Source organism: Pseudooceanicola endophyticus, from assembly GCF_018760365.1.
Taxonomy (GTDB): Bacteria; Pseudomonadota; Alphaproteobacteria; order Rhodobacterales; family Rhodobacteraceae; genus Pseudooceanicola; species Pseudooceanicola endophyticus.
Map to the genome: position 1 here is coordinate 190,174 of NZ_JAHIAB010000010.1, position 21,228 is coordinate 211,401.

The 21,228-nt window shown below is 66.8% G+C and carries 21 protein-coding genes and 1 tRNA gene; 9 read left to right on the plus strand and 13 right to left on the minus strand.

From position 1 onward, the window contains the following. Positions 1-22: 22 nt before the first annotated feature. The 6 genes from KM176_RS17390 to KM176_RS17415 form a co-directional block, all read right to left on the minus strand. Positions 23-319: a type II toxin-antitoxin system RelB/DinJ family antitoxin gene (locus tag KM176_RS17390; protein WP_160895069.1), complete on the minus strand. Its 297-nt coding sequence runs from the start codon at positions 317-319 to the stop codon at positions 23-25. A 292-nt stretch (positions 320-611) separates the two neighbouring features. Then, positions 612-857 (minus strand): plasmid mobilization relaxosome protein MobC, encoded by a 246-nt coding sequence (gene mobC / locus KM176_RS24945; RefSeq protein ID WP_236045354.1) that lies wholly within the window; start codon positions 855-857, stop codon positions 612-614. Positions 858-1,435: 578 nt separating this feature from the next. Continuing rightward, the gene (locus KM176_RS17400; RefSeq protein ID WP_160895068.1) at positions 1,436-2,338 is read right to left on the minus strand and encodes a type IV secretion system protein; all 903 of its coding nucleotides are present in this window, start codon (positions 2,336-2,338) and stop codon (positions 1,436-1,438) included. Positions 2,339-2,341: 3 nt separating this feature from the next. Next, positions 2,342-2,569, minus strand: a complete 228-nt coding sequence (locus KM176_RS17405; RefSeq protein ID WP_160895067.1) for an EexN family lipoprotein — start codon at positions 2,567-2,569, stop codon at positions 2,342-2,344. A 3-nt stretch (positions 2,570-2,572) separates the two neighbouring features. Next, positions 2,573-3,283: a type IV secretion system protein gene (locus tag KM176_RS17410; protein ID WP_160895066.1), complete on the minus strand. Its 711-nt coding sequence runs from the start codon at positions 3,281-3,283 to the stop codon at positions 2,573-2,575. Positions 3,284-3,778: 495 nt separating this feature from the next. Continuing rightward, positions 3,779-4,531 (minus strand): helix-turn-helix domain-containing protein, encoded by a 753-nt coding sequence (locus KM176_RS17415; RefSeq protein ID WP_160895065.1) that lies wholly within the window; start codon positions 4,529-4,531, stop codon positions 3,779-3,781. A gap of 80 nt (positions 4,532-4,611) precedes the next feature. On the opposite strand from KM176_RS17415, the gene KM176_RS17420 reads away from it, so the two are divergent. Next, positions 4,612-4,685 (plus strand) — tRNA-Cys (locus KM176_RS17420). A 105-nt stretch (positions 4,686-4,790) separates the two neighbouring features. Here KM176_RS17420 and KM176_RS17425 read toward each other — a convergent pair. After that, positions 4,791-5,903 (minus strand): NAD(P)-binding domain-containing protein, encoded by a 1,113-nt coding sequence (locus KM176_RS17425; RefSeq protein WP_202397863.1) that lies wholly within the window; start codon positions 5,901-5,903, stop codon positions 4,791-4,793. Positions 5,904-6,021: 118 nt separating this feature from the next. Here KM176_RS17425 and KM176_RS17430 point away from each other — a divergent pair, with 118 nt between their 5' ends. Beyond that, the gene (locus KM176_RS17430) at positions 6,022-6,402 is read left to right on the plus strand and encodes a GFA family protein (protein WP_160895064.1); all 381 of its coding nucleotides are present in this window, start codon (positions 6,022-6,024) and stop codon (positions 6,400-6,402) included. Between the two features lie 3 nt (positions 6,403-6,405). Here KM176_RS17430 and KM176_RS17435 read toward each other — a convergent pair whose 3' ends face one another. From KM176_RS17435 to KM176_RS17455, 5 genes are all read right to left on the minus strand, one after another. After that, positions 6,406-7,914, minus strand: a complete 1,509-nt coding sequence (locus KM176_RS17435; RefSeq protein ID WP_160895063.1) for a tripartite tricarboxylate transporter permease — start codon at positions 7,912-7,914, stop codon at positions 6,406-6,408. Then, on the minus strand, positions 7,914-8,483 hold the full coding sequence (locus KM176_RS17440; RefSeq protein ID WP_160895062.1) for a tripartite tricarboxylate transporter TctB family protein: 570 nt from the start codon (positions 8,481-8,483) through the stop codon (positions 7,914-7,916). The genes KM176_RS17435 and KM176_RS17440 overlap by 1 nt, the downstream gene beginning before the upstream one ends. A gap of 84 nt (positions 8,484-8,567) precedes the next feature. Further along, the gene (locus KM176_RS17445; RefSeq protein ID WP_160895061.1) at positions 8,568-9,563 is read right to left on the minus strand and encodes a tripartite tricarboxylate transporter substrate binding protein; all 996 of its coding nucleotides are present in this window, start codon (positions 9,561-9,563) and stop codon (positions 8,568-8,570) included. 25 nt (positions 9,564-9,588) lie between these two features. After that, complete coding sequence (locus tag KM176_RS17450) at positions 9,589-10,416, minus strand: shikimate dehydrogenase family protein (protein WP_215558803.1); 828 nt, start codon at positions 10,414-10,416, stop codon at positions 9,589-9,591. Beyond that, on the minus strand, positions 10,406-12,136 hold the full coding sequence (locus tag KM176_RS17455; protein WP_160895059.1) for an FAD-dependent oxidoreductase: 1,731 nt from the start codon (positions 12,134-12,136) through the stop codon (positions 10,406-10,408). The genes KM176_RS17450 and KM176_RS17455 overlap by 11 nt, the downstream gene beginning before the upstream one ends. Before the next feature lie 141 nt (positions 12,137-12,277). On the opposite strand from KM176_RS17455, the gene KM176_RS17460 reads away from it, so the two are divergent. Genes KM176_RS17460 through KM176_RS17475 form a run of 4 tightly spaced genes read left to right on the plus strand, consistent with a single transcriptional unit; the run spans position 12,278 to position 16,328 of the window. Further along, entirely contained in the window at positions 12,278-13,102 is an 825-nt protein-coding gene (locus KM176_RS17460; RefSeq protein ID WP_160895058.1) for an IclR family transcriptional regulator, read from the plus strand. Beyond that, positions 13,099-14,898, plus strand: coding sequence for an FAD-dependent oxidoreductase (locus tag KM176_RS17465; protein ID WP_160895057.1), 1,800 nt, complete (start codon positions 13,099-13,101; stop codon positions 14,896-14,898). Before KM176_RS17460 ends, KM176_RS17465 begins: the two co-directional genes overlap by 4 nt. Then, entirely contained in the window at positions 14,885-15,502 is a 618-nt protein-coding gene (locus tag KM176_RS17470) for an NIPSNAP family protein (protein WP_202397862.1), read from the plus strand. The genes KM176_RS17465 and KM176_RS17470 overlap by 14 nt, the downstream gene beginning before the upstream one ends. Before the next feature lie 7 nt (positions 15,503-15,509). Next, positions 15,510-16,328: a sugar phosphate isomerase/epimerase family protein gene (locus KM176_RS17475; RefSeq protein WP_160895056.1), complete on the plus strand. Its 819-nt coding sequence runs from the start codon at positions 15,510-15,512 to the stop codon at positions 16,326-16,328. Positions 16,329-16,391: 63 nt separating this feature from the next. Here KM176_RS17475 and KM176_RS17480 read toward each other — a convergent pair whose 3' ends face one another. Beyond that, the gene (locus tag KM176_RS17480; protein ID WP_160895055.1) at positions 16,392-16,850 is read right to left on the minus strand and encodes a MarR family winged helix-turn-helix transcriptional regulator; all 459 of its coding nucleotides are present in this window, start codon (positions 16,848-16,850) and stop codon (positions 16,392-16,394) included. A gap of 172 nt (positions 16,851-17,022) precedes the next feature. On the opposite strand from KM176_RS17480, the gene KM176_RS17485 reads away from it, so the two are divergent. From KM176_RS17485 to KM176_RS17495, 3 genes are read left to right on the plus strand one after another with little or no spacing between them, the layout of a single operon-like run. After that, positions 17,023-18,120: an HlyD family secretion protein gene (locus KM176_RS17485; protein ID WP_202397861.1), complete on the plus strand. Its 1,098-nt coding sequence runs from the start codon at positions 17,023-17,025 to the stop codon at positions 18,118-18,120. Further along, complete coding sequence (locus tag KM176_RS17490; protein WP_160895054.1) at positions 18,117-19,688, plus strand: DHA2 family efflux MFS transporter permease subunit; 1,572 nt, start codon at positions 18,117-18,119, stop codon at positions 19,686-19,688. Before KM176_RS17485 ends, KM176_RS17490 begins: the two co-directional genes overlap by 4 nt. A 15-nt stretch (positions 19,689-19,703) precedes the next feature. Then, positions 19,704-21,206 (plus strand): efflux transporter outer membrane subunit, encoded by a 1,503-nt coding sequence (locus KM176_RS17495; RefSeq protein ID WP_160895053.1) that lies wholly within the window; start codon positions 19,704-19,706, stop codon positions 21,204-21,206. The last annotated feature ends 22 nt before the right edge of the window (positions 21,207-21,228 follow it).

The window sequence follows — 21,228 nt, forward strand, 5'->3', positions numbered from 1 at the left end:
CCGCTCCCAGTATGGAGCGTAGCTACTTGCTCCGCTTCGCCTCGATGATCTGGAGACCCGCTTTCATAACGTCTTCATGCGCATCAGAGGCCCGTTTCCCTTTCACGGCAGCCTCAAGGCGCGCCCGAAACCAACGTTCATAGTCTTCGGGATCGGGCTCCAGCCAGCTGGGCAAACCGCCTTCGCCGATCACCACTTTCAGGAAAAGCTCTACTGCTGCGGCAAGAGGGATGCCTGCCTCGTTGAGAATGCCTCTAGCTGCCTCGGCGGTGCCTGTGTCAATCGAGACATTTAGGGTGGCGCCTGTCTTGGGGTGCATCGCTCGTCCTTCGCTTTGGATCATCCGCCGTCGATCAATGACATAAAAATGTGGCCTACCTGCTGGCGCTTAGCCTAGCTTATGTCAGTGTCCGAATTTCGGGGGGTAGCTCAGTCGCGACCGGGGACGTTCGGCCGCAAGTTTCCGCCCCCTAGTCAGCCGCTCTGAATAGCGGCCCTTTCTGGTTTGCACCCGCCGCTTCCCGATACGTTTTCGCCAAACTTGCCGCAGGTTCGAATACCTTCGGGGCTGATCCATCAATCCTCGAAGTCCGACCCGGTATTGAAGCCCGTCATGGCTGATCGTCGTCCCCCAGCCCTGCCTGGACCTTGAAGCGACCCTCGGCATAGGTGCTCAAAGCCTTCCGCAGATCGGAAATGTCGGCGCGTAGCCTCTCGACTTCGGCCTTGGTTAGCTCGGCCCCTGCACCCGTCAGGACGCCGCGATTGAGGGCATGGGCAATCTGGTTCGCGTTGACCGCGAGGCCTCGAAGTTGCCGGTACGCTGCACGCACGCCGCGCCGTTCACCTGCCACCATCTGAGGCGCTTTCCGTATGCGGGCCGAGAGAAGAGCCGCAGCCCAGGTTGAGGGCGGTACACCTTGCGCCTGTGCTTCGGCCGCGAGTCTTTCCCTGACATCTTCCACTAGGCGGACCGTAACCTTTCCTTCCCGGCGCGCCCGCGTTGGCAAGGGCCGATGCGTTTCGGGGTGGTCCTCCCCATCGAGAACCAGTCTTACGATGTTCCCGAGAAGCCCGGAAACTGTCTGCCCCTGAGCTTCAGCCATGGCTGCCAGAAGCGCGTGCTGCTCGGCGGTCAGGTATGTGATTGCGGACTTCTTTTTCGTAGGCATTGAGATCAAAAGTGAATTACTCGCTGGCGCGTCGCCTATCCTGCATTAGTGAAAGTCCGAGCCCAGAGTGTGGTCCGGGACCACATTTGCGGGCCTCGTCGCTTAGCAGGTTGGATCGGGTTTCAGATGCAGAATGTGGTCCTGGACCACATCCCCGCCACGAAGATGGCGGCTATGGGTTAGGGCGAAGACGGGCAAGCACATCCGGGACCTCCGAAAGCTGTGCCGGGATCGGCATCTCTGCATTCCAGCTTCGCTCTTCATCAGCCACTTCTCGTTGCGCTGCCTTCGTAGCTGCTGGAGCTCGAAGTGGGGATGCCTAGCCGCCGCTCGACCGCGCGCTGGACCATGCCTGTCGATGCGCCTGCGCCTGCACTCAGCGCCGATGCCATCGAGGGCAATAGGAAGAACAGGAAGAAGCTCGTGGCGACGATGCCCAGGAAGTAGAATAGCCCGATGACGACCCCAAGTTTGGAATTGGCCGTGAGCGCATTTTCCAACATCGCTAGGATGACGATAGCCATCACATAGAGCAGGACCTTGTAGATCGCGAAATTGACCAGCTGCCCCAGCCAGCTGAAGAACCAGCCTCGGGAAAAGTTGAACAGGGCGAAGGAGATGAAAAGCGGCCCGATTGCCGCCAGCAGGGTGAAGCCCAGGGTGACCAAAAGCGAGAAGCCGAACGCGATGGCACTAAGCAGGACGCCCGCGGCCATGGTGAAAAAGTAATAGATCGGCCCCGCGACCCGGCTGCTCATCCCGCCCTTCTGCGCATAGAACTCCAGCACATCCTGGGCGACGCTGTTGGTTTTCGCGAAAATGGAATCCGATGGCAGAGCGTTTCCTGACCCGCCGCCGGTCAGCTGGTCAACGAACTCGGGCAGCCCCTCGGTGATGGTGCTGCCGACCCACGCAGTGTAGGAGCCTGCCTGCACGACCAATGTCCAGATCACGAAGAGCTTCATGGCCCGGAAGAGGAAGTCCATGAGCGGCTCTTGGATGCTGCCCCGAATGATCGCCCAGCCGTAGACGATCAGGTAGGTCGTCATCGCGGCGGTCAGGGGCACGGTGAGCGTCCCGGACATCGAGCTGGAGATGCTGCTTGCCGCCTCCGTGGTGGTGGTCAGGAAGTCGCTGTAGAGGGACTGCCAGAGTTTCTCCGCCATTTGTCACCCCCCGAAATACCGTTCGACGACGCTGCGGTCATTTTGGCTATCGACAAAGTCTTGTGCCGCACGGGCATTCCGGCAGTTGGCCTCACTTGCCTGCCCGATCTCGCAGTTGGACAGGGTGTCTGCCCGAGCTTCTGGGGACGATTTATAGAAGTCGACCGTCTGCGCCTCTTCCTTGCATGCGCTCAGGGTGATCAGCAGAGCCGTCAGGAATATCATTTTCATCACTCAGTCCCCGAAATATTGGCCGACGATGTCGCGGTTCTGTTGGCTTTCCTGCAGCGTGATCTCGGTCGCGCGGCGCTCCTCGGCCTCAACCTGCGCATCTTGCAGCATGGCCATGCCCTGCACGCGGACGACGTCGTTTTGCAGCATGGCCTGCTCGATGCCGATCCGGGCATTCAGGGCATCGACTTCCTTTTGGGTACTGACGCTGCCGATCTGCTGGCGAAGCCGTTCGAGGCCCTCAAGGCGATCATCGGAGAGGTCGATCGTCCGCTCGGCGATCGCCCCCTTGCGACTGGTCGAACTCCGGATGCGGGCAAGCTCTTGGGCATAAAAATCGTCGGCGGCGATGTCGCCGCCATCAAGGGACGTAAACTGCTCGAACTGCTGCGCGGTGCCGGCCATGGAGCCAGACAGATCGTCAAGATCGAAGTCGAACGCAGCCGCGACCTTCTGGGCGTCCTGCCCGAGTATTTCCCGCACATCCGGGTCATTCAGAAGATCCACGACATCGCCCATGTCGGTCGCGCCGTTGATCGAGCTGTAGAGCTGCACCGCCTGCTCATACTCTTTCACCAGTTGAGCGATTTCCTGGGCGAACTGTTGCTTCTGGTTGGCGAGCGCCGACGCATCGATGACCGGGACGCCTTGGGCAAAGGTCCCGCTGGACGCCGCGACACCTGCCGACAGCACAATTGCGAATAGTGTTTTCATGACAGTCTCCGTGAGGCTGGTGTCAGTGGGAGGTGTGATTGGAGGCGCGTGAGCATGCCCGCCAATGTATGGCTTGCGCATCGGCGCCCGCACGAGCGTAGAGATCACCCACAATGCGCGCCGTATGGCGGTGCCTGCGCCCGTGCCGCAGCAACGCGGGGCTGAGCTTGAGTGATTGCGCACAGGGCGCAGCCAGCGTGCCGAGCAGGATGCAGAGCAGCGCACCGGCGCAGCCGATGCCGATCCAAATATCTGGCAGGGATGAGCTTGCGAGACACGCTTCGATCGCCTCTACGCATGTTGGGTGGAGGATCACCCAACTTAGGGACGCAACGGCTGCGACAGAGGCCGCCCCGATCATGATCCTCAGCGTCATTCGGGCCGTGAAATCGGTGGCAAGGCTGCCGAACGGTAGGCAGACGCGATAGCATACGATTTGCAAGCGAACGGGAGGAAACGGCAAATCCCGATTTCTCAGCATTTTTGAAATTTGCATCACTGACCGCCTCGGGCGCTTTGGGGCGAATGAGCGGAGAGTTGTTGTGCAAGCCGTTTCACAGCTGCGATCTGGGCCGCCAACTGGTCACTGCCACGCGGCGCGGGGTTGAGGTCTGGCAGCCAATAGCCGCGCTTGTCGTCGTGTCGTTCCTCGGGAAGCAGGCGCCCTAATGGCGGCAAGCCTGCTTCTTCGAGCCTGTCGCTCCAGTCCCTCGCGAAACAGATGCTCGTAGGCACGAAGCGCAGGCGTAGCTCCGACACCCGCGATCCGGACCTGCCAGCCCTTATTTCCTTGTTTTGTTTCTTGGCTTTAGTTGGGGGACAATCCTGTCCCTCTTCGGCGGACGGGTTTGTCTCCCTTTCAGGACAGGATTGTCCCCCTTTGGCGGGGCGAAGGGAGACAATATTGTCCCGCTTTCGCTCCTCTTGATCCTCGCGTAGCCTCTGAGCAGCAGCGTGTGATTGCTTGGACGGCACATACTCTGTCGAATGCCTCAGACCGTTCCCGTGCGTGATCTCGAACCACTTGCCCTTGAGTTCGGAGATCGCGCGCTGGACGGTCTTTTTCGTGATCCCCAAAGCCTTGGAAATCCGATCGAATGAGGGCCATGCCTTGGCCAGCCGATGGTTGTAATGTTCCAGCACAATATAGGCGGCGACCTGGATCGTGCGGGGGCTCAGCTCCTGATCTTGAACGAGCTGCGACAGCCACTGAAGCTGGATTTCGCGGAAGGGACGCAGCGCACTCATGCTGCGATTCCCGAGGAAATCTCAGGGGTATCATGTTCCCGAGCGGTTCGGGCTTTGTCCTGATACTCGGGAAGACCTAAGGCGTTGATTTCGCGTGAAAGAGAGACGGATTGCAAATCCGTGCACACCGGTTCGATTCCGGTACTCGCCTCCACTTCCCGCGCTGCAAGGCCCGGAAGCCCCAAGCAAAGCTCCTGACATTTCGTTTCGATCTTGCGGCCTTCACAGGTCCCCGGGGCCGTTTTCGGCGTCGGTCCGGTCAGCCGGTCTCCCTGACCTGCCTGGGCAGCCCGAGATAGGCCAGCAGTTCCGCAACCGCCGCCCGACCCGCGCGCCCGGCCCCGATGGTCGAGGCCGAGGGTCCGTAGCCCACCAGGTGCAGGCGCGGATCAGACGCCACCTGGGTCGCCAGCCGTCCGGCCATCCGGATCCCGCCCTGCGCATTCTCAAGGCCCAGAGGGGCCAGATGCGCCAGCGCATTGCCGAATCCGGTGGCCCAGAGGATCACCTCCGCCGCCAGCTCCCGCCCGTCATCCCAGGCCACGCCGGTCTCGGTGATCCGGGAAAACATCGGCTGACGCTCCAGCACCCCGCGCGCCCGGGCAACGCGGATCGCCTCCGAAGGCGGCAGGCCGGTGACCGAGACCAGCGAGCCCGGCGGCAGGCCGGCGCGCACCCGCGCCTCGACCCGGGCCACGGCGGCACGGCCATCCTCGGGGGTGAAGGCACCGCTGTGGAACTCCGGCGGGCGGCGGGTCACCCAGGTGGTGGGGGCGACACGGGAAATCTCTTCCAGGATCTGCACCGCAGAGATCCCGCCACCGACGATGATCACCCGCTGACCGGCAAAACCCGCGGCCGTGCGGTAGTCATGGGCATGCAGCTGGCGGCCCCGGAACAGCGCCGCACCGGGGATCTGCGGCACATGCGGCGCCTCCCAGGTGCCGGTCGCATTGATCACCCCCCGGGCCGAGATCAGGCCCCGGTCGGTCTCGATCCGCAGGCGCCCGGCGTGATCCGCGACCCGCAGGACATCGACGGGGCGGTGCACCGGCAGGGCAAGGGCCTGCTCCACGGTGCCGAAGTAGCGCGGCACGGCCTCGGCGGCGCGGACATCCCCATCGCTGCCGGCGCTGTCGGCCAGGCGCAGCCCGCCCGGCAGATCATGCACCCCGTTCACGGTGCTCAGCGTCAGCGAGGGCCAGCGGTACTGCCAGGCGCCCCCGGGCCCCGGCGCATGGTCCAGAACGGTGAAATCGCGGTCCGGTCGCAGCCCGGCCTCTTTCAGGTAATAGGCCGCCGACAGGCCCGCCTGCCCGGCACCGATCACCACCACCTCCATCCGGAGGGCCGTCCGAGGGTCGCTGGCCATCGCGTCGCCTTTCCTGTCCGCCTCTCCGAGGTAGGCGTGCCGCGCCGCCCCCGCAAGCCGTGCTCCGGGATTGCGCCGCCGCCCCTGCCCTGCCACGCTGCCGGCAGGAGGATCGCCCATGGACACCGTGACCGGAGGATGCCTTTGCGGAGCGCTGCGCTTTGTCGCGCAGGGGGCGCCGCGGCGGGTCGGGATCTGCCACTGCCTTGACTGTCGCAAGCATCACGGGGCGGTCTTCTACGCCGCCGCCGTCTACGCGGCAGCCGATGTCACCGTGACCGGCCCCTCGGCCCGCTACCGGGGCCGGGTCTTCTGCCCGACCTGCGGCGGCTCGGTCCTGGCACAAAGCGGCGCCGAGACGGAGCTGCACCTGGGCAGCCTGGACCAGCCGGACCTGTTCCGCCCGCAATACGAGCTTTGGACCTGTCGGCGGGAAAGCTGGCTGGCCCCGGTGCCCGGGGCGGCGCAGCATGACCGCGACCGCCCCCGAGAGGCCTGAAGATCAGGCGGCGCGATGGCGGTGCAGCCGTGCGGCCAGCAGGCGCGGCAGCGGCGTCTGGGAGACGAAGATCGCCACGATCACCAGCAGCAGCACGGTGGAAAGCGGGCTGGAGAAGAGGCCTCCGAAGAACGCCCCCAGATCGCCCCGTTCGGAGATGATGGCGCGGCGCCAGTTGTCATCAAGCAGCCGCGACAGGATCACCCCAAGGATCACCGGCCCCAGCGGATAGCCGTAGTGGCGCATGAAATAGCCCAGCAGACCAAAGCCCAGCATCCAGTAGACGTCGGTCACCGCATTGTTGACGGCATAGGCCCCGACGATGGACAGCAGCAGGATCAGCGGGATCAGGAAGGCGCGGGGGATCTCGACGATCTTGGTGAAGATGCGGATGCCGGTCAGCCCGAAGATCAGGATGAAGACATTGGCCATGACCAGGGCGCCGACGATGAACCAGAACATGCCGGGCTGATCGACCATCAGCATCGGCCCGGGGTTCAGCCCGTGGATATAAAGCGCACCGATCATTATCGCGGTCACCGCATCGCCGGGAATGCCCAGCGTCATCATCGGGATGAAGGCCCCGCCGACGGCGGCATTGTTGGCGCTTTCGGGGGCCACCAGCCCCTCGATCGCGCCGGTGCCGAAGCTGCGCGAGGGGTTCCTGGTGACGCGCTTGGCGTGGTCATAGGCCATCAGCGCCGCGATGTCTCCGCCGGTGCCCGGCAGGGCGCCGATCAGCACCCCGATGGTCGAGCTTTGCAGCGACAGCGGCAGGTGGCGGCGCAGGCTGGACCAGTGCGGCACGATCCGGTCGATCTTCTGGCGCACCACAGGGGCCTGCAGGTGATGCAGTTGCAGCAGCGCCTCGGAGACACCGAACATGCCGATCATCACCGCGATGAAGCTGATCCCCGATTGCAGCAGCGGCACGCCGAAGGTGAAGCGTTCGTCGAAGGTCAGAGGGTCCATGCCGACGCAGCCGATCACCAGCCCCAGGGCGCCCGCGAAGATCCCCTTGATCAGCGATCCCGAGGACAGGGAGCCCACCAGAAGGATGCCCAGCACCGCCAGCAGCATGTAGTCGCGCGGCTGGAAGGTCAGAGCGAAATCAGAAACATAGGGCGCCGCCAGCGCCAGTACCGCGATGCCGACGAAGCCGCCCAGGAAGGACATGACGGTGGTGATGCCGATGGCCTCTCCGGCCTCGCCGCGCTGCGCCATGGGATAGCCGTCCATGGCGGTGGCGATGGCCGAGGGGGCACCGGGAATGTTCAGCAGGATCGCCGTGCGCGAGCCGCCGTAGACCCCACCCATGTAGATGCCGATCATCAGCGCGATCGCCGGATAGACCGGCCAGGAGAAGGTGAAGGAGATCAGGATCGACACCGCCATGGTGACCGACAGCCCCGGGATGGCGCCGACATAGACGCCCGCGAAGGTCCCCAGCCCCACCAGCAGCAGAAGCTCGGGCTGGGTGAAGATGGTCAGGAAGGCCAGAAGCGTCTCCATCAGGCGCCTCCCATCAATGCGCGCAGGGCGCCGATCAGCTCGGCCTCGGGCAGAAGGCCGGGGGGCAGCAGCACGGTGAAGACCAGGCGGAACACCAGCCAGATCACCAGCAGGCTGCCCAGCCCCACCGACAGCGCCACCCGCCAGCGGCACCGTGCGAGGATCCGGATCGCCCCGACCAGGAACAGCGCCGCCGTCGGCACGAAGCCCAGCGGCTCCAGCAGCAGGCCGAAGGCCAGCAGGCCCAGCCCCAGCACGATCACCATGGGCGGCAGGATGTCCCGCACCAGGGTTTCCGTCGCGACGCGCCGCCGCCGCAGGGTCTGAAGCGCGATGACAAGCGCGCTCAGCGCCATGACGGCGGTCAGCGCCAGCGGCACCGCCCCCGCCGAGGACATCGAGCTGAAGCCCGAGATCCCGTAGGCATTCCACACCAGCACGGCCGAGCCCGCGACCATGGTCAGGGCAAAGGCCAGCTCTCCGGGGCGGCGGCGGTCGCCGTAGCCGCCGGGCGCGGCATCCGCCGTGCCGTCATGATGATCCGCGTCGCCGCGATCCTGTTGCTGCATCTTTTCCTCCTCCTCTGCGTCGGGCGCCCCCCGAATGCGAACGGCGCCCCGCTGCCGGGGCGCCGCCGTGATCTCCGGCCCGGATCAGGGCTTGGGGATGCCGAATTCCTCGGGCGATTTCTTCGCGAAGCCCGCGTCATGGACCAGCCAGGACGAGGTCGAGCGGTAGCTGTCGAGGAACTCCATCGCCTGATCGCCGGCCAGCGACATGACGATGAAGCCGCGATCCTTCATCAGCTTCTGGAAATCGGGGTTCTGCGCCCCCTCGGCGAAGGCCGCCTGAAGCTTTTCGACCACCGGCGCGGGCGTGCCCTTCTTGACGAAGACGCCGAAGAACGGCCCCCAGGGCAGGTAGTTGGCAAAGCCCGGGAAGGACTTGGTGATCGGTTCGACCCCCGGCAGCAGCGGGTTCTCGGCCACGTCCACCAGCCCGATGACCTTCATCCGGCCCGCCTTCACCGCCTCGATCCCGGCGCCCAGCACCACCGGCATGACATCAAGCGCGCCGCCCTGAAGCGCCGTCAGCGCCGGGCCGTCGCCGTCATAGGGCACGCGGGTAAACTCGATATCCACCTGGGAGGTCAGCATCGCCAGCACGATGGAGGTCAGCCCCCCGGGCCCGGTCGAGCCCACGCGGACCTCTCCGGGATGGGCCTTCGCGTAGTCCACGAATTCCGACATGGTGCTGTAGGGGGCATCGTTGTTGGCCACGAACATCGGCACGCCCCGGGCCAGCACGTTGATCGGGATCATGTCATTGTAATCCTCGCTGCCCAGCCCCAGCACCTTGTACATCTGCGGATTCTCGGCGCCCATCAGCAGGGTGTAACCGTCGGCCTTCTGGCTTTGCACGTAGCGCAGCGCGATGGCACCGACGCCGCCGGTCTTGTTCTGCATCACGATGCTGCCGCCCAGGGCCTCGGCGGCATGGGGCGTCACCGCCCGCATCACCGTGTCGGTCGAACCGCCGGCGCCCCACTGGATCACCCCCTGGATCTCTTTCTTGGGGAAATCGTCTGCGGCAAGGGCAGCCGTCGTGGTCACGGCCAGCAGCGCCAGCCCTGCAAGAAACGTCTTCATGGTCTTCCTCCCTATGAGCGCGGCGTCAGGCCGCCTCCTCCTCCTTGGCCGGGTACGGGGGCAGCCCCTGTCCCAGCAGAAAATCCACCAGCCTCTCGGCCTCGGCGTTGAACATCCCCGCCCCGGTCATGGTCTTGCAGCCAAGCGCGCGCGCCGCCGCCACCATGGGCGAGACCTCGGGCCGGGTGATCGCATCGGCCACGAACTGGCCGGCGTGCATCTTCGCGGGATCGGCGGGGAACGGATCGCCCGCACGCATCCCGCAGGGGGTGACATTGGCCACCAGATCCATGCCGGTCGGATCATCGCTGCCGGGGCCGACCCGGCCCGGGAAACGTGCGTCAAGCGCGGCGATGATGCGGTCGCGCCGGGTGGCATCCAGATCGGCGATGCTCAGATGCGCGGCGCCGCGATCAAGGATCTCGTAGGCGACGGCACTGCCTGCGCCCCCGGCCCCGACCAGCAGCGCGCACTTGTCCTTCACCTCGAAGCCCAGCGCGCGGATCCCGTCGAGATAGCCGTAGCCATCCACGTTGTCGCCGATCAGCCGGCCCTCGGCATCCTTGTGGATGACGTTGACAGACCCCACGAAGCGGGCGCGTTCGCTGACCACGTCGCAGCACTCGATCGAGGCGATCTTGTGCGGGATCGTCACCACCACGCCGCGCAGGTTCTGCAGGTGACGGAAGCTTTCGAGGGTGGCGGCGACGTGATCGCGGTGCACATGCACCGGCGGCACGATGGCGTTGACGCCCCGGGCCGCCAGGATTTCGGTCAGGTACCGCGGCGAGCGCACCTGGGCGATGGGGTCCCCGATGATCGGGAACAGGATGGTTTCTCCGTCAAGCTGCACGATGTTGTCCTTTCTCCTCCCTGGACCGGGCCGCCGCATGGCGCCCGGCAATCGCTCCGAACACGAGGCCCGGACCCAGCGTGATGCCCGGACCCGGATAGGTGCCCCCCATGATCGAATGCAGGTCGTTGCCGACCGCATAGAGTCCCCCGATGACCGAACCGTCGGCGCGCAGCAGCCGCGCCGCGGTGTCCGAGCGGAAGCCCCGCGCGGTGCCGATATCGGCCGGTTGCAGGCGCACCGCGTAGAAGGGCGCGGTGGCAATCGGCCCCAGCGTCGGGTTCGGGCTGACCGAGGGATCGCCGTTGTTGCACTGGTAGGGCGATCCTCCGCGCCCCCAGGCCTCGTCCCGGCCCAGCTGGGCGGCGGCGTTGATCTGGGCCACACTGGCGGCCAGCGCATCCGGATCGGTGCCGGTCTTCGCGGCCAGCTCGGCCAGGCTATGGGCTTCGATCAGATAGCCCTCTTCGACATGGGGTTTCGGGTTCTCGCCCCCCGGATGGACCATGCCCAGCCCGAACTTCGCCAGCGTCGGCGCGTCGGTGATGATCCAGGCTCCGGCGGTATCGGGCCCGCCCTCCAGCATGGCCTTGCCGAAGGCGTGGTAAGAAATCGTCTCGTTCACGAAGCGGCGGCCGCGCAGATCGACGCAGACCGTGCCGGGCTTCGAACGGTCCAGCACGAAATGCGGGAAGACCGCGGTGCTGCCATCGGCGCGCTTGCGGATCGAACAGGGCGCCCAGAAGGCGCTCTGGTCGTTGCCGCTGCCGTAGACCGCGCCCAGCCCCTCGGCCAGGTCATGCAGGGTGCCGGTATGGCCCGGGGCCGAGGGGCTTTCGCCTCGCAGCGCCGCCGGCAGATACGCCGCACGCCGGGCCTTGGAGCGCCCGAAGCCCCCGGTCGCCAGGATCACCCCGCCGGGGGTGGCAACCTGCCGGGTCTGGCCCTCGCATGTCAGCGTGATCCCGGTGACATCGCCACCGCTCTGGCTCAGCGCCGTCACCTCGGCGCCACGCAGGATGTCGACGCCCAGATCCAGCGCCGAGGCCAGCAGCCGCCCCACCAGCGCCGCCCCCATCACCAGCCGGGTATGGCGGCCATAGACGGCGCGGTCGCGCATGTAGCGGCTGACGATCTTCGCGACATGCAGGAAGGCGGGCAGAGACTTGTAGCGGTTCAGCAGGTGGCCGATGTCCACCCGGTCGATGTTCATGCCGCCCAGCACGGTGAATTCCGGGATCGGCGGGCGGATCATGTCGCGCGTCCGGCCCATGGCGCGGGTGTCGAAGGGCACCGGCTCGATCGCGCGGCCGTTCAGTGTGGGATGGGGATGGTCCCATTCGTAATCGGGGTGCTTCGGATAGGGGCGAAAGGCAACCTGGGTGCGATCCTCCAGCGTGGCAATGGCTTCGGGGGCGGCATCAAGGAAGGCTTCGCGCATCGCCTTGTCGCCGAAATTGCCCACCGCGCTGTCAAGGAAGGCCGAAACATCGGCCCGGCTGTCACCGGCATTGACCTGCGCGCCGGTGCGGGTGCCCGGCGCCCAGACCGTGCCGCCCGACAGCGCCGAGGTGCCGCCGATGAAATCGGTACGTTCGACCAGCAGCACGCGGGCCCCCTCAAGCGCGGCAAAGATCGCCGCGCTGAGGCCTGCGGCGCCGGATCCGATGACGGCCACGTCGTACTGCGCGGCCAGACTGTCGATCTGAATATCGCCCATCTGTTCCTCCCTGGCGCGGATGTCGAATCGCGCCCTCTCCTCTAGGGTGACTTAATTTGGAAAGTCATTCCAGTTTTTAATTTGCTTCACATTTTGAATGACAATCCGTACCCTCAGGGAAAGCACTACGAGAGGACCGTCATGAGCAGCGCATTGGAAAAGGGTTTGTCGGTGATCAGCTTCCTGGCCCACCGGCCAGAGGGGGCCTCGGTGACCGAGATCGCCAAGGAGCTGGACCTGCCGCCCTCGGGCGTGCATCGCCTGCTGAAAGAGCTTGAGGGGCTGGGCTATACCCGCCAGTTCCAGGACCATGGCAACTACTGCCTGACGCTGAAGCTGGCGACGGCGGGGCTGGCCTTCCTGAACCGCACCGGCATTCCCGACCTGTCGCAGCCGATCCTGGACCGGCTGGCGCAAAGCACCCACGAGCTGATCCGGATGGCCCTGTTCGACGGCGATTCGCTGGTCTGGGTGGGGGTGTCGCAGGGCGCAACAACCGGGCTGCGCTACGATCCGGGCTCGGATCACGGGCTGATCGCGCATCTCGCATCTTCTTCCTGCGGCCAGGTCTGGCTGGCGGATCTGAGCGACGATGCCGCCATCGCGGCGGTGATGAAGCAGGGGCTTGAGAAGCCGGGCGGCGCCGGGGTTTCCGCCCCCAGGACCGTGGCCGAGCTGATGGAGATCCTGAACACCACCCGCCGGCAGGGCTATGCCTGCAACACCAACAGCTTCATGCTGGGCATGTCGGCGATGGCGGTGCTGATCCGCCACCCCGACACCGGCCAGCCCATCGGCACGGTGTCGATCGCCGGCCCCTCGGCCCGCGTCACCCCCGATCTGCAACGCGACTTCCTGCCGGAGCTTCAGCGTGCCGCGGAGGAACTGGCCGAGGCCAGCCTGGCCGGGCGCAGCTTCACCCGCTGGTACGACGAGACCCTCGGCCGCAGGCAGGCCCTGAAATGAGCGCCGCGCCCGGGACCGACGCAGGGATCGACGCAAGGCCCGTGGACGGCGCCGTCTACGACCTGATCATCGTCGGCTCGGGCGCGGGCGGCCTGGCCACGGCGGTGACCGCCGCGCATCTGGGCCTGAATGTCGCGGTGCTGGAGAAGGCGCCGGTGCTGGGCGGCACGACCGCCTGGTCGGGCGGCTGGCTCTGGGTGCCGCGCAACCCGCTGGCCACCGAGGCCGGGATCGAAGAGCCCGCCGAGGCCCCGATGACCTATCTGCGCGCGCTGATGGGCAATCGGGCGGGCGATCCGCAGATCCGCCGCTATCTTGAGACCGGGCCCGAGATGATCCGCTTCTTTCGCGATCACACGGCCCTGGCCTTCGTCGATGGCAACCGGGTGCCCGATTTCAACGATCTGCCGGGGGCGGCGCCGGGTGGGCGTTCGGTCTGTGCCGCGCCTTTCGACGGGCGCCGGTTGGGCCCCTGGATCGACCGGCTGCGCCCGCCGCTCGACATCATCTCGCTTGCGGGGATGGGCATTGCCTCGGGCGCGGACATGAAGCATTTCTTCGCGGCATTGCGGCGCCCGGGATCGACGCTTTACGTCGCCCGGCGGCTTGCGCGCCATGGCTGGGACCTGCTGCGCCATCGCCGCTCCATGCAGCTGGTGAACGGCAATGCGCTGGTGGCGGCGCTGATGCGCTCGGCGCTGGACCGGGGCGTGGCGCTGTTCGCCGATGCGCCGGTCACCGCTCTGCGGCAGGAGGGCGGCGCCATCACCGGGGTCACGCTGGCCTCGGGTGCCACGCTTTCGGCGCGCCGGGGCGTCGTGCTGGCAACCGGGGGCTTTCCCCATGATCCCGGGCTGCAACGGCGCCTCTTCGCCCCCGAGGCCGGGCCGCTGCACCATTCCGCCGCCCCCCGCGACAACAGCGGCGACGGGCTGCGGCTGGCCGAGGCCCTGGGCGCCCAGATCCGCGACGATCTGAGCGATGCCGCTGCCTGGGCGCCGGTGTCGCGCGTGCCCGACGGGCGCGGCGGCTGGCAGAACTTTCCCCATCTGATCGACCGGGCAAAACCCGGGATCATCGCCGTGCGCGGGCGCGGCGAGCGCTTCACCAACGAGGCCGACAGCTATCACCGGTTCATGCGCGCGCTCTTTGCCGCCACGCCCGACGGGGTGGCGCCGGAAGCCTGGCTGATCGCCGACCACCGCGCGCAGCGTCGCTGGGGCCTGGGCTGGGCACGCCCCGCCCCCTTCCCGCTGGGCCGCTACCGGCGCAACGGCTACCTCAAGAGCGGGCGCACGCTGCGCGCGCTTGCCCATGCCTGCAACCTCGATCCCGCGACGCTTGAGGCCACCGTGGCGCGTTTCAACGCCGCCGCCCTCGCCGGAGAGGACCCCGATTTCGGGCGCGGCGCCTCGGCCTACAACCGGGTGCAGGGCGATGCCGATCACCGGCCCAACCCCGCCCTTGGCGCGCTGACGCAGGGGCCGTTCCATGCGGTGCGCATCCTGCCCGGCAGCCTTGGCACCTTCGCGGGCCTTGATGCCGACGAATATGCCCGGGTCCGCGATGGCGCGGGCCGGCCGATCCCCGGCCTGTTCGCCGCCGGCAATGACCTAAGTTCGATCTTCGCCGGCCAGTATCCCAGCGGGGGCATCACCCTCGGGCCGGCGATGACCTTCGGCTACATCGCCGCCCGGGTCGCCGCCGGGCAGCTGGCCCCCGCAACCGACACGCCGACAACCGACACCGCAAAGACCGAATCCCCCGTCTACGGAGACCCCCATGCCGCTTTTTGACATCGTCACCCTGAAAACCCAGATGATGGCCACGCCCAAGCTGGCGCCGGGCCTGCAGGACTGGCTGGCCGCCCCCGAGGCGCGCGGCACGCTGGTCGGCGCCTGGGCCCCCGACATCGGCACGCTGAACGACGTGCTGCTGCTGCGCCAGTACGACACCGCCGAGGACCTGATCGCCGAGCGCACCCGCACGCACCTGTCAGACACCCCCTTCGGCTGCATGGAGCACCTGCGCGGCTGGACCTCCGACAGCTACCTGCCGCTCGATTTCACCCTGCCGGTGGTGCCCGGCAGCTACGGCAAGGTCTACGAGATCCGCACCTACCATACCAAGATGAACGGCATGGCCCCCACCATCGAGAAATGGCGCGAGGCGGTGCCGAAACGGACCGGGTATTCGCCGCTTTCGATCGCGATGTATTCCCTCGACGGGCCGACGCGCTTCACCCAGATCTGGCCCTACGACAGCGCCAACCACCGCGCCGAGACCCGCGCCAGCACCGTGGCCGACGGGATCTGGCCGCCCAAGGGCGGTCCCGACTGGCTCTCTCCCGAGATGAGCTCGACCCTGGCGGTGCCGCTGCCCTTCTCTCCGCTGAAGTGAGGGCATCATGGGCTATCGCTATTCCCTGGCCTTCCTGACCACCGCCGAACTTTCGCCCCCCGAGGCCGTCCACGTGGCGGCCGAGGCGGGCTATGACATGGTGGGGCTGCGGCTGCTGCCGGCGGGCACCGACGGGCCCTATCCGCTGCTGAGCGACCCGACCGTGCTGAAGCAGACCCAGGCGGCGCTGGCCGAAACCGGCGTGGCCCTGGCCGATATCGAGATCATCCGGATCACCCCCGATTTCGATCCGCAGGCCACCCTGCCCTTCCTGGAACGCGGCGCGGCGCTTGGGGCGCGCAACATCCTGACGGCGGGCTACGATCCCGACATGGCCCGGATGAGTGACAGCTACGGCGCCTTCTGCGACCTGGCGCAGGCCCATGGCATGACCGCCGACCTGGAGTTCATGCCCTGGACCAGCATCCCCGACGTGCGCACCGCCGCCGCCCAGATGCGGGCGGTGAACCACCCGGCAGCCGGGGTTCTGGTGGATGCGCTGCATGTCCAGCGCTCCGACAGCCCGATCGATGAGATTGCGGCACTCAATCCCGCCTGGATCCATTATGCGCAGCTTTGCGACGGGCCGGGCAACTTCGATCCAGCCCCCGAGGCGCTGATCGCCACCGCACGCGGCAAGCGGCTGATGCCCGGGGATGGCGACGTGGATTTCACCGCCCTGCTCTCTGCCCTGCCCCGCGACATCGTGCTGAGCGTCGAGGTCGCCCAGACCGCGCGCATGGGCGTCGTCCCGGCGCTGGAGCGCGCCCACGAAGCCATCGCCAAGGCCCGCGCCGTGGTCGAGGCCGCCGGCCTGCCCGCCTGACCCTGCCTGCCCGAGCTGAACCAGGCTGATCCGCCCGCGTCCCCCCGGCGCGGGCGGATCGTTTCAGTGTTCCGTTGGCCCGCAACCCAGCTGGGCCGCGCGACCCTCGTCCAGATTGCCGATCAGCGCGTAGAGCACCCGGATCGTGACCTCCAGGTCCGCCTCCGCGATGCCCTTCAGCGCCGTCTCTCCGATTTTGTCCATGCGCTCGCGGGTCAGCGCGATCAGTGCCGCGCCGGCCTCGGTCAGGTGCACCTGCTTGGCGCGGCTGTCGCTGGGATCGGCGTGCCGGGTCACCAGCCCGCGGCTTTCCAGCCGTTCCGCCGCATCGCTGATCGTCATCGCCTTGGCCGTCATCATCGTTGCCAGCTCGCTCTGGGTGCGCGGGCCCTTGGCCGACACGATCCCCAGGATGCGCCACTGGGTGATGGTCAGATGGTGGTCACGGGATTCACACTCGAAGACTCGTTTCAGCAACAGCGCCGCCTCGTGCAGCGGCAGTGCCAGCCTCTTCATCTCCATTGCGTGACCTCATCTTGCCAAGTTATACGCCACCTTATATTAAGCCTCCGTAAGAAAGAGAAGAGACTCTCCCGGCCAGACCGGCAGAAAGTGCAATTCGGACCGAACGCCCTCCCTCCCCCTCCCTCACCGCCAGCACAGTGCCGCGGCACGACAAGGACGAAGTGACCAGATGAGCGACCAGACCCAGACTCCCTCCGAAGCGGCCCCTGCCGCCGCGCCCCGCAAGAGCAGCCGGGGCAAGGTCATCCTGCTTGTGATCCTGATCGCCGCACTCGCCGCAGGCGGCTGGTGGGGCTATTCCTGGTGGACCGAGGGGCGTTTCCTCGAAAGCACCGATGATGCCTATATCCAGGCCGACCAGGTCGAGGTCTCGCCCAAGGTGACGGGCTATGTCGATCAGGTGCTTGTGCAGGACAATGCCGATGTGAAGGCCGGCGACGTTCTGGTGAAGATCGACGCCTCGGACTACCAGGCGGCGCTGGAACAGGCCCAGGCGCAGAAGACCAGCGCCGAGGCCGATCTGGTGCGCTCCCAGGCTGAACATGACCGTTCCGAAACCATGGTCGATCAGGCCGAGGCGCAGGTCGAAAGCGCCCAGTCCAAGGCCGATTTCGCGCAAAGCCAGGTGGATCGCTACGCGCCGCTGGTCAAGACCGGCGCCGCCACTGCCGAACAGATGGCCCAGATGACCTCCACCCGGGACGAGAGCGCGGCCCAGGTGAAGGTGGCGCAGACCCAGCTTGCCTCGTCCAAGGCCGCCGTCGCCACCGCCGAGGCCGCCATCGGTCAGGCCAAGGCCGGCGTCGTGCAGGCCGAGGCGCAGCTGCGCCGCGCCCAGCTTGACATCGACCACACCACGGTGCGCGCGGCCATCGACGGCAAGATCGGCGACCGCAGCGTGCAGAAGGGCCAGCTGGTGCAGAACGGCACCCAGCTGATGACCATCGTGCCGATGACCGATCTCTACCTGGCCGCCAACTTCAAGGAGACCCAGCTGGCCGACATGAAGGTCGGCCAGGACGTGACGCTTGAGGTCGACGCCCTGCCCGGCCAGGAGCTGCACGGCAAGATCGAGAGCTTCTCTCCGGGCACCGGCGCGCGCTTCGCGCTGCTGGGCTCGCAGAACGCCACCGGCAACTTCACCAAGATCGTGCAGCGGGTGCCGGTGCGCATCAGCATCAAGACCTCGCCCGAGGTCATGGCCCGCCTGATCCCCGGCATGTCCGTGACCGCCACGGTCGACACCCGCACGGGCGACGCGCAATGAGCGATGTGGCACAGGCCCCCTCGGGGCGGCGCCAGTGGAAACCCGGAGAGAAGGCCGACGGCTCTGACTGGCTGACGGTCTTCGCGGGGACGCTGGGCGCGCTGATGGCGACGCTCGACATCTCGATCACCAACTCGGCGCTGCCGACGATCCAGGGGGCGATCGGCGCCTCCTCGACCGAAGCGACGTGGATTTCCACCGCCTATCTGGTGCCCGAGATCATCATGATCCCGCTCACCGGCTGGTTCACCCGGATGCTGGGGCTGCGCACCTTCCTGCTGATCATGACGGTGCTCTTCGTCGTCTTCTCGATGATGTGCGGGATCTCGGACACGCTGGGCAGCATGATCGTCGGGCGGATCGGCCAGGGCTTTACCGGCGGGGCGATGATCCCCACGGCGATGACCATCGTCTCGACCCGACTGCCGCCGGCGCAACGCCCGGTGGGCATGGCGCTGTTCGGCTTCACCGCCGTCATGGGCCCGGTGCTGGGCCCGCTGCTGGGCGGCTGGCTGACCGAGGCGGTCAGCTGGCACTACGCCTTCTTCATCAACCTGCCGGTCGGCATCTTCCTGACCGGGCTGCTGTTCGTCGGCATGAAGCACACCCCGGCGCGCCTTCAGGTCCTGAAAGAGGCCGACTGGCTGGGCATCATCGGCATGTCGGTGGGGCTGGGCTGCCTGACCGTGGTGCTGGAGGAAGGCCAGCGCGAAAACTGGTTCCAGAGCGAAACGATCGTGCTGCTGTCGGTGCTGACCGCCATCGGGATCTTCCTGCTGCTGGTGGGCCAGGTCTACGCCAGGCGCCCGGTGATCGACCTCTCGATCCTGCTGCAACGCGAATTCGGCTCGGTCTTCATCATGGCCCTGCTGCTGGGCGCGGCGCTGTACGGCATGGCCTACATGATCCCGCAGTTCCTCGCCTCGATCGCCGATTACAATTCGCTGCAATCGGGGATCATCGTGCTGATCTCGGGCCTGCCGACGCTGGCAATGATGCCCTTCATCCCGATCCTGGTGAAAACCATCGACCTGCGCGGCGCGGTGATCTTCGGCTTCTGCATGTATGCGCTCAGCTGCTGGGTGGACACCGAGCTGACGGCCAATGCCACGGGCGCCGATTTCTACCTGTCGCAGGTGCTGCGGGGCCTTGGCCAGGGCTTCTCCATGCTGTTCCTCAATCAGGCGGCCAGCTCCTCGGTTCCCGATGAGAAGGCCGAGGATGCCTCGGGCCTGTTCAACGCGGCGCGGAACCTGGGCGGCTCCATCGGGCTGGCGATGATCGCCACGCTTCAGGCCCGCCGCAGCGCCTTCCACGGCGAACGCCTGAGCGAGCAGATCACCACCAATTCGCCGCAGGTGCAGCATCTGCTGGACCAGTATTCCGGCACGCCCCAGGGCACCGAAAGCGTGCTGAGCTACCTGTCGCAGCTGATCCATGTGCAGGCGCTGGTGATGACCTACAACGACATCTTCTACCTCTATGCCCTCGCGCTGATCGTGGTCATGCCGCTGGCGCTGATCCTTCGCCCCCTGCCCAAGGGGCAGGCTCCTTCCGCAACGCACTGAAACGGGGCAGTTCCCATGCGCACCAGATCCCTTCTTCTTCTCTCTGCCCTTCCGCTGCTGGCCGCCTGCACCGTCGGCCCGGATTATGCCGGCCCGCCCGACGTGGCCCCCAAGGCCGAGGCCGCGAAGGCCTTCCACAACGCCGGCCAGGGCGTCACCGGCTACTACCCGGCAGCGCAGTGGTGGAGCGGCTTCCACGATGCCGAAATGACCCGCCTGATCGGACTGGCCCTGCAATCCAGCCCCGACGTAGAGGTCGCCCGCGCCAAGATCCGCGCCGCCGACAGCCAGTTCACCAACACCCGCAAGAAGCTGCTGCCGCAGGGCTCGGCCAGTGTCGGGGTAACCCATGCGCGGCTTGGGCTGGGGGATACCTCGGGGCTGACGCAGACCCTGCGCGATGCCTCGGGCGATGACAGCGCCAGCGTGCCCAGCGTCTACAACACCGACATCTACAACGACATGTTCACCGCCACCTGGGAATTCGACCCCGCCGGCGGCAACACCCGCAAGCTGCGCGGCGCCCGCGCCAAGGCCGAGGCCGCCGCCGCCCAGTATGCCGATGCCCAGGTCCAGCTTTCCGCCGAGGTGGCGCGCGCCTATGTCAGCCTGCGCGCCGCGCAGGAGCAGCTCTCGATCTCGCGCCGCTCGATCGACCTGCAAAAGCGCACCCTGTCGCTGACCCAGCAGCAGGTCGATCAGGGCACGGCCTCGGACCTGTCGCTGGCGCGTCTGCAAACCCAGCTGGCCAGCACCGAGGCCGACCTGCCGATGATGCAGGCCCAGGTGAAGGACCTCTCGGCGCAGATCGCCGCGCTTTGCGGGCTGGAGCCCGGCACGCTCGACAAGGAGCTGTCGCGCGCGGGGCGCATCCCCTCTCCGCCCCGGGTCGTCAATGTCGGCAAGCCCGCCGACATGCTGCGCCGCCGCCCCGACATCCGCATCGCCGAGCGCGACCTGGCCGCCAGCAACGAGCAGATCGGCCAGACCATCGCCAGCTTCTTCCCCAAGATCAGCTTCATGGGGATCGCCACCGCCGGCTCCACCGATGCCAATGCCCTGCTGCGCACGGATTCGATCTCGATCCTCGGGGGGCCGTCGCTCAGCTGGAATTTCCTGGCGCTGCCGCAGAAGCAATCCGCCGTGGCCGGTGCCACCGCCCAGTTCGATGCCTCCGAGGCGCAGTATCGCAAGGCCGTGCTGGGCGCGCTTCAGGATGCCGAAAGTAGCCTCGCCCAGTTCGAGGGGCGCCGCGCCAATGTCGCCAAGCTGGCCGAGGCAAGCGCCGCCGCCACCAAGGCCTCGGACCTGTCGCAGACGCTGAACCAGGCCGGCACGCTCTCGGTCATCGACATGCTCGATATCCAGCGCCAGGAGCTTCAGACCCAGCTGGCGCTGGCGCAGGGGCGTGCGCAGCTTTCGACCGCCTTCATCGCGCTGCAAAAAAGCCTTGGGCTGGGCTGGACGGCACCGCCCGCGCCGCAGACCGGGCCGCAGCAGGTCGCCGCCAAGAGCTGAGCAAACGAAAACGCCCCCGGAT

Bases quoted from the DNA above. Each gene is read 5' to 3' on its own strand.
- KM176_RS17390 (WP_160895069.1), bottom strand. From the start codon at position 319: ATGCACCCCAAGACAGGCGCCACCCTAAATGTCTCGATTGACACAGGC.
- mobC (WP_236045354.1), bottom strand. From the start codon at position 857: ATGGTGGCAGGTGAACGGCGCGGCGTGCGTGCAGCGTACCGGCAACTT.
- KM176_RS17400 (WP_160895068.1), bottom strand. From the start codon at position 2,338: ATGGCGGAGAAACTCTGGCAGTCCCTCTACAGCGACTTCCTGACCACC.
- KM176_RS17405 (WP_160895067.1), bottom strand. From the start codon at position 2,569: ATGAAAATGATATTCCTGACGGCTCTGCTGATCACCCTGAGCGCATGC.
- KM176_RS17410 (WP_160895066.1), bottom strand. From the start codon at position 3,283: ATGAAAACACTATTCGCAATTGTGCTGTCGGCAGGTGTCGCGGCGTCC.
- KM176_RS17415 (WP_160895065.1), bottom strand. From the start codon at position 4,531: ATGAGTGCGCTGCGTCCCTTCCGCGAAATCCAGCTTCAGTGGCTGTCG.
- KM176_RS17425 (WP_202397863.1), bottom strand. From the start codon at position 5,903: ATGGCCAGCGACCCTCGGACGGCCCTCCGGATGGAGGTGGTGGTGATC.
- KM176_RS17430 (WP_160895064.1), top strand. From the start codon at position 6,022: ATGGACACCGTGACCGGAGGATGCCTTTGCGGAGCGCTGCGCTTTGTC.
- KM176_RS17435 (WP_160895063.1), bottom strand. From the start codon at position 7,914: ATGGAGACGCTTCTGGCCTTCCTGACCATCTTCACCCAGCCCGAGCTT.
- KM176_RS17440 (WP_160895062.1), bottom strand. From the start codon at position 8,483: ATGCAGCAACAGGATCGCGGCGACGCGGATCATCATGACGGCACGGCG.
- KM176_RS17445 (WP_160895061.1), bottom strand. From the start codon at position 9,563: ATGAAGACGTTTCTTGCAGGGCTGGCGCTGCTGGCCGTGACCACGACG.
- KM176_RS17455 (WP_160895059.1), bottom strand. From the start codon at position 12,136: ATGGGCGATATTCAGATCGACAGTCTGGCCGCGCAGTACGACGTGGCC.
- KM176_RS17460 (WP_160895058.1), top strand. From the start codon at position 12,278: ATGAGCAGCGCATTGGAAAAGGGTTTGTCGGTGATCAGCTTCCTGGCC.
- KM176_RS17465 (WP_160895057.1), top strand. From the start codon at position 13,099: ATGAGCGCCGCGCCCGGGACCGACGCAGGGATCGACGCAAGGCCCGTG.
- KM176_RS17470 (WP_202397862.1), top strand. From the start codon at position 14,885: ATGCCGCTTTTTGACATCGTCACCCTGAAAACCCAGATGATGGCCACG.
- KM176_RS17475 (WP_160895056.1), top strand. From the start codon at position 15,510: ATGGGCTATCGCTATTCCCTGGCCTTCCTGACCACCGCCGAACTTTCG.
- KM176_RS17480 (WP_160895055.1), bottom strand. From the start codon at position 16,850: ATGGAGATGAAGAGGCTGGCACTGCCGCTGCACGAGGCGGCGCTGTTG.
- KM176_RS17485 (WP_202397861.1), top strand. From the start codon at position 17,023: ATGAGCGACCAGACCCAGACTCCCTCCGAAGCGGCCCCTGCCGCCGCG.
- KM176_RS17490 (WP_160895054.1), top strand. From the start codon at position 18,117: ATGAGCGATGTGGCACAGGCCCCCTCGGGGCGGCGCCAGTGGAAACCC.
- KM176_RS17495 (WP_160895053.1), top strand. From the start codon at position 19,704: ATGCGCACCAGATCCCTTCTTCTTCTCTCTGCCCTTCCGCTGCTGGCC.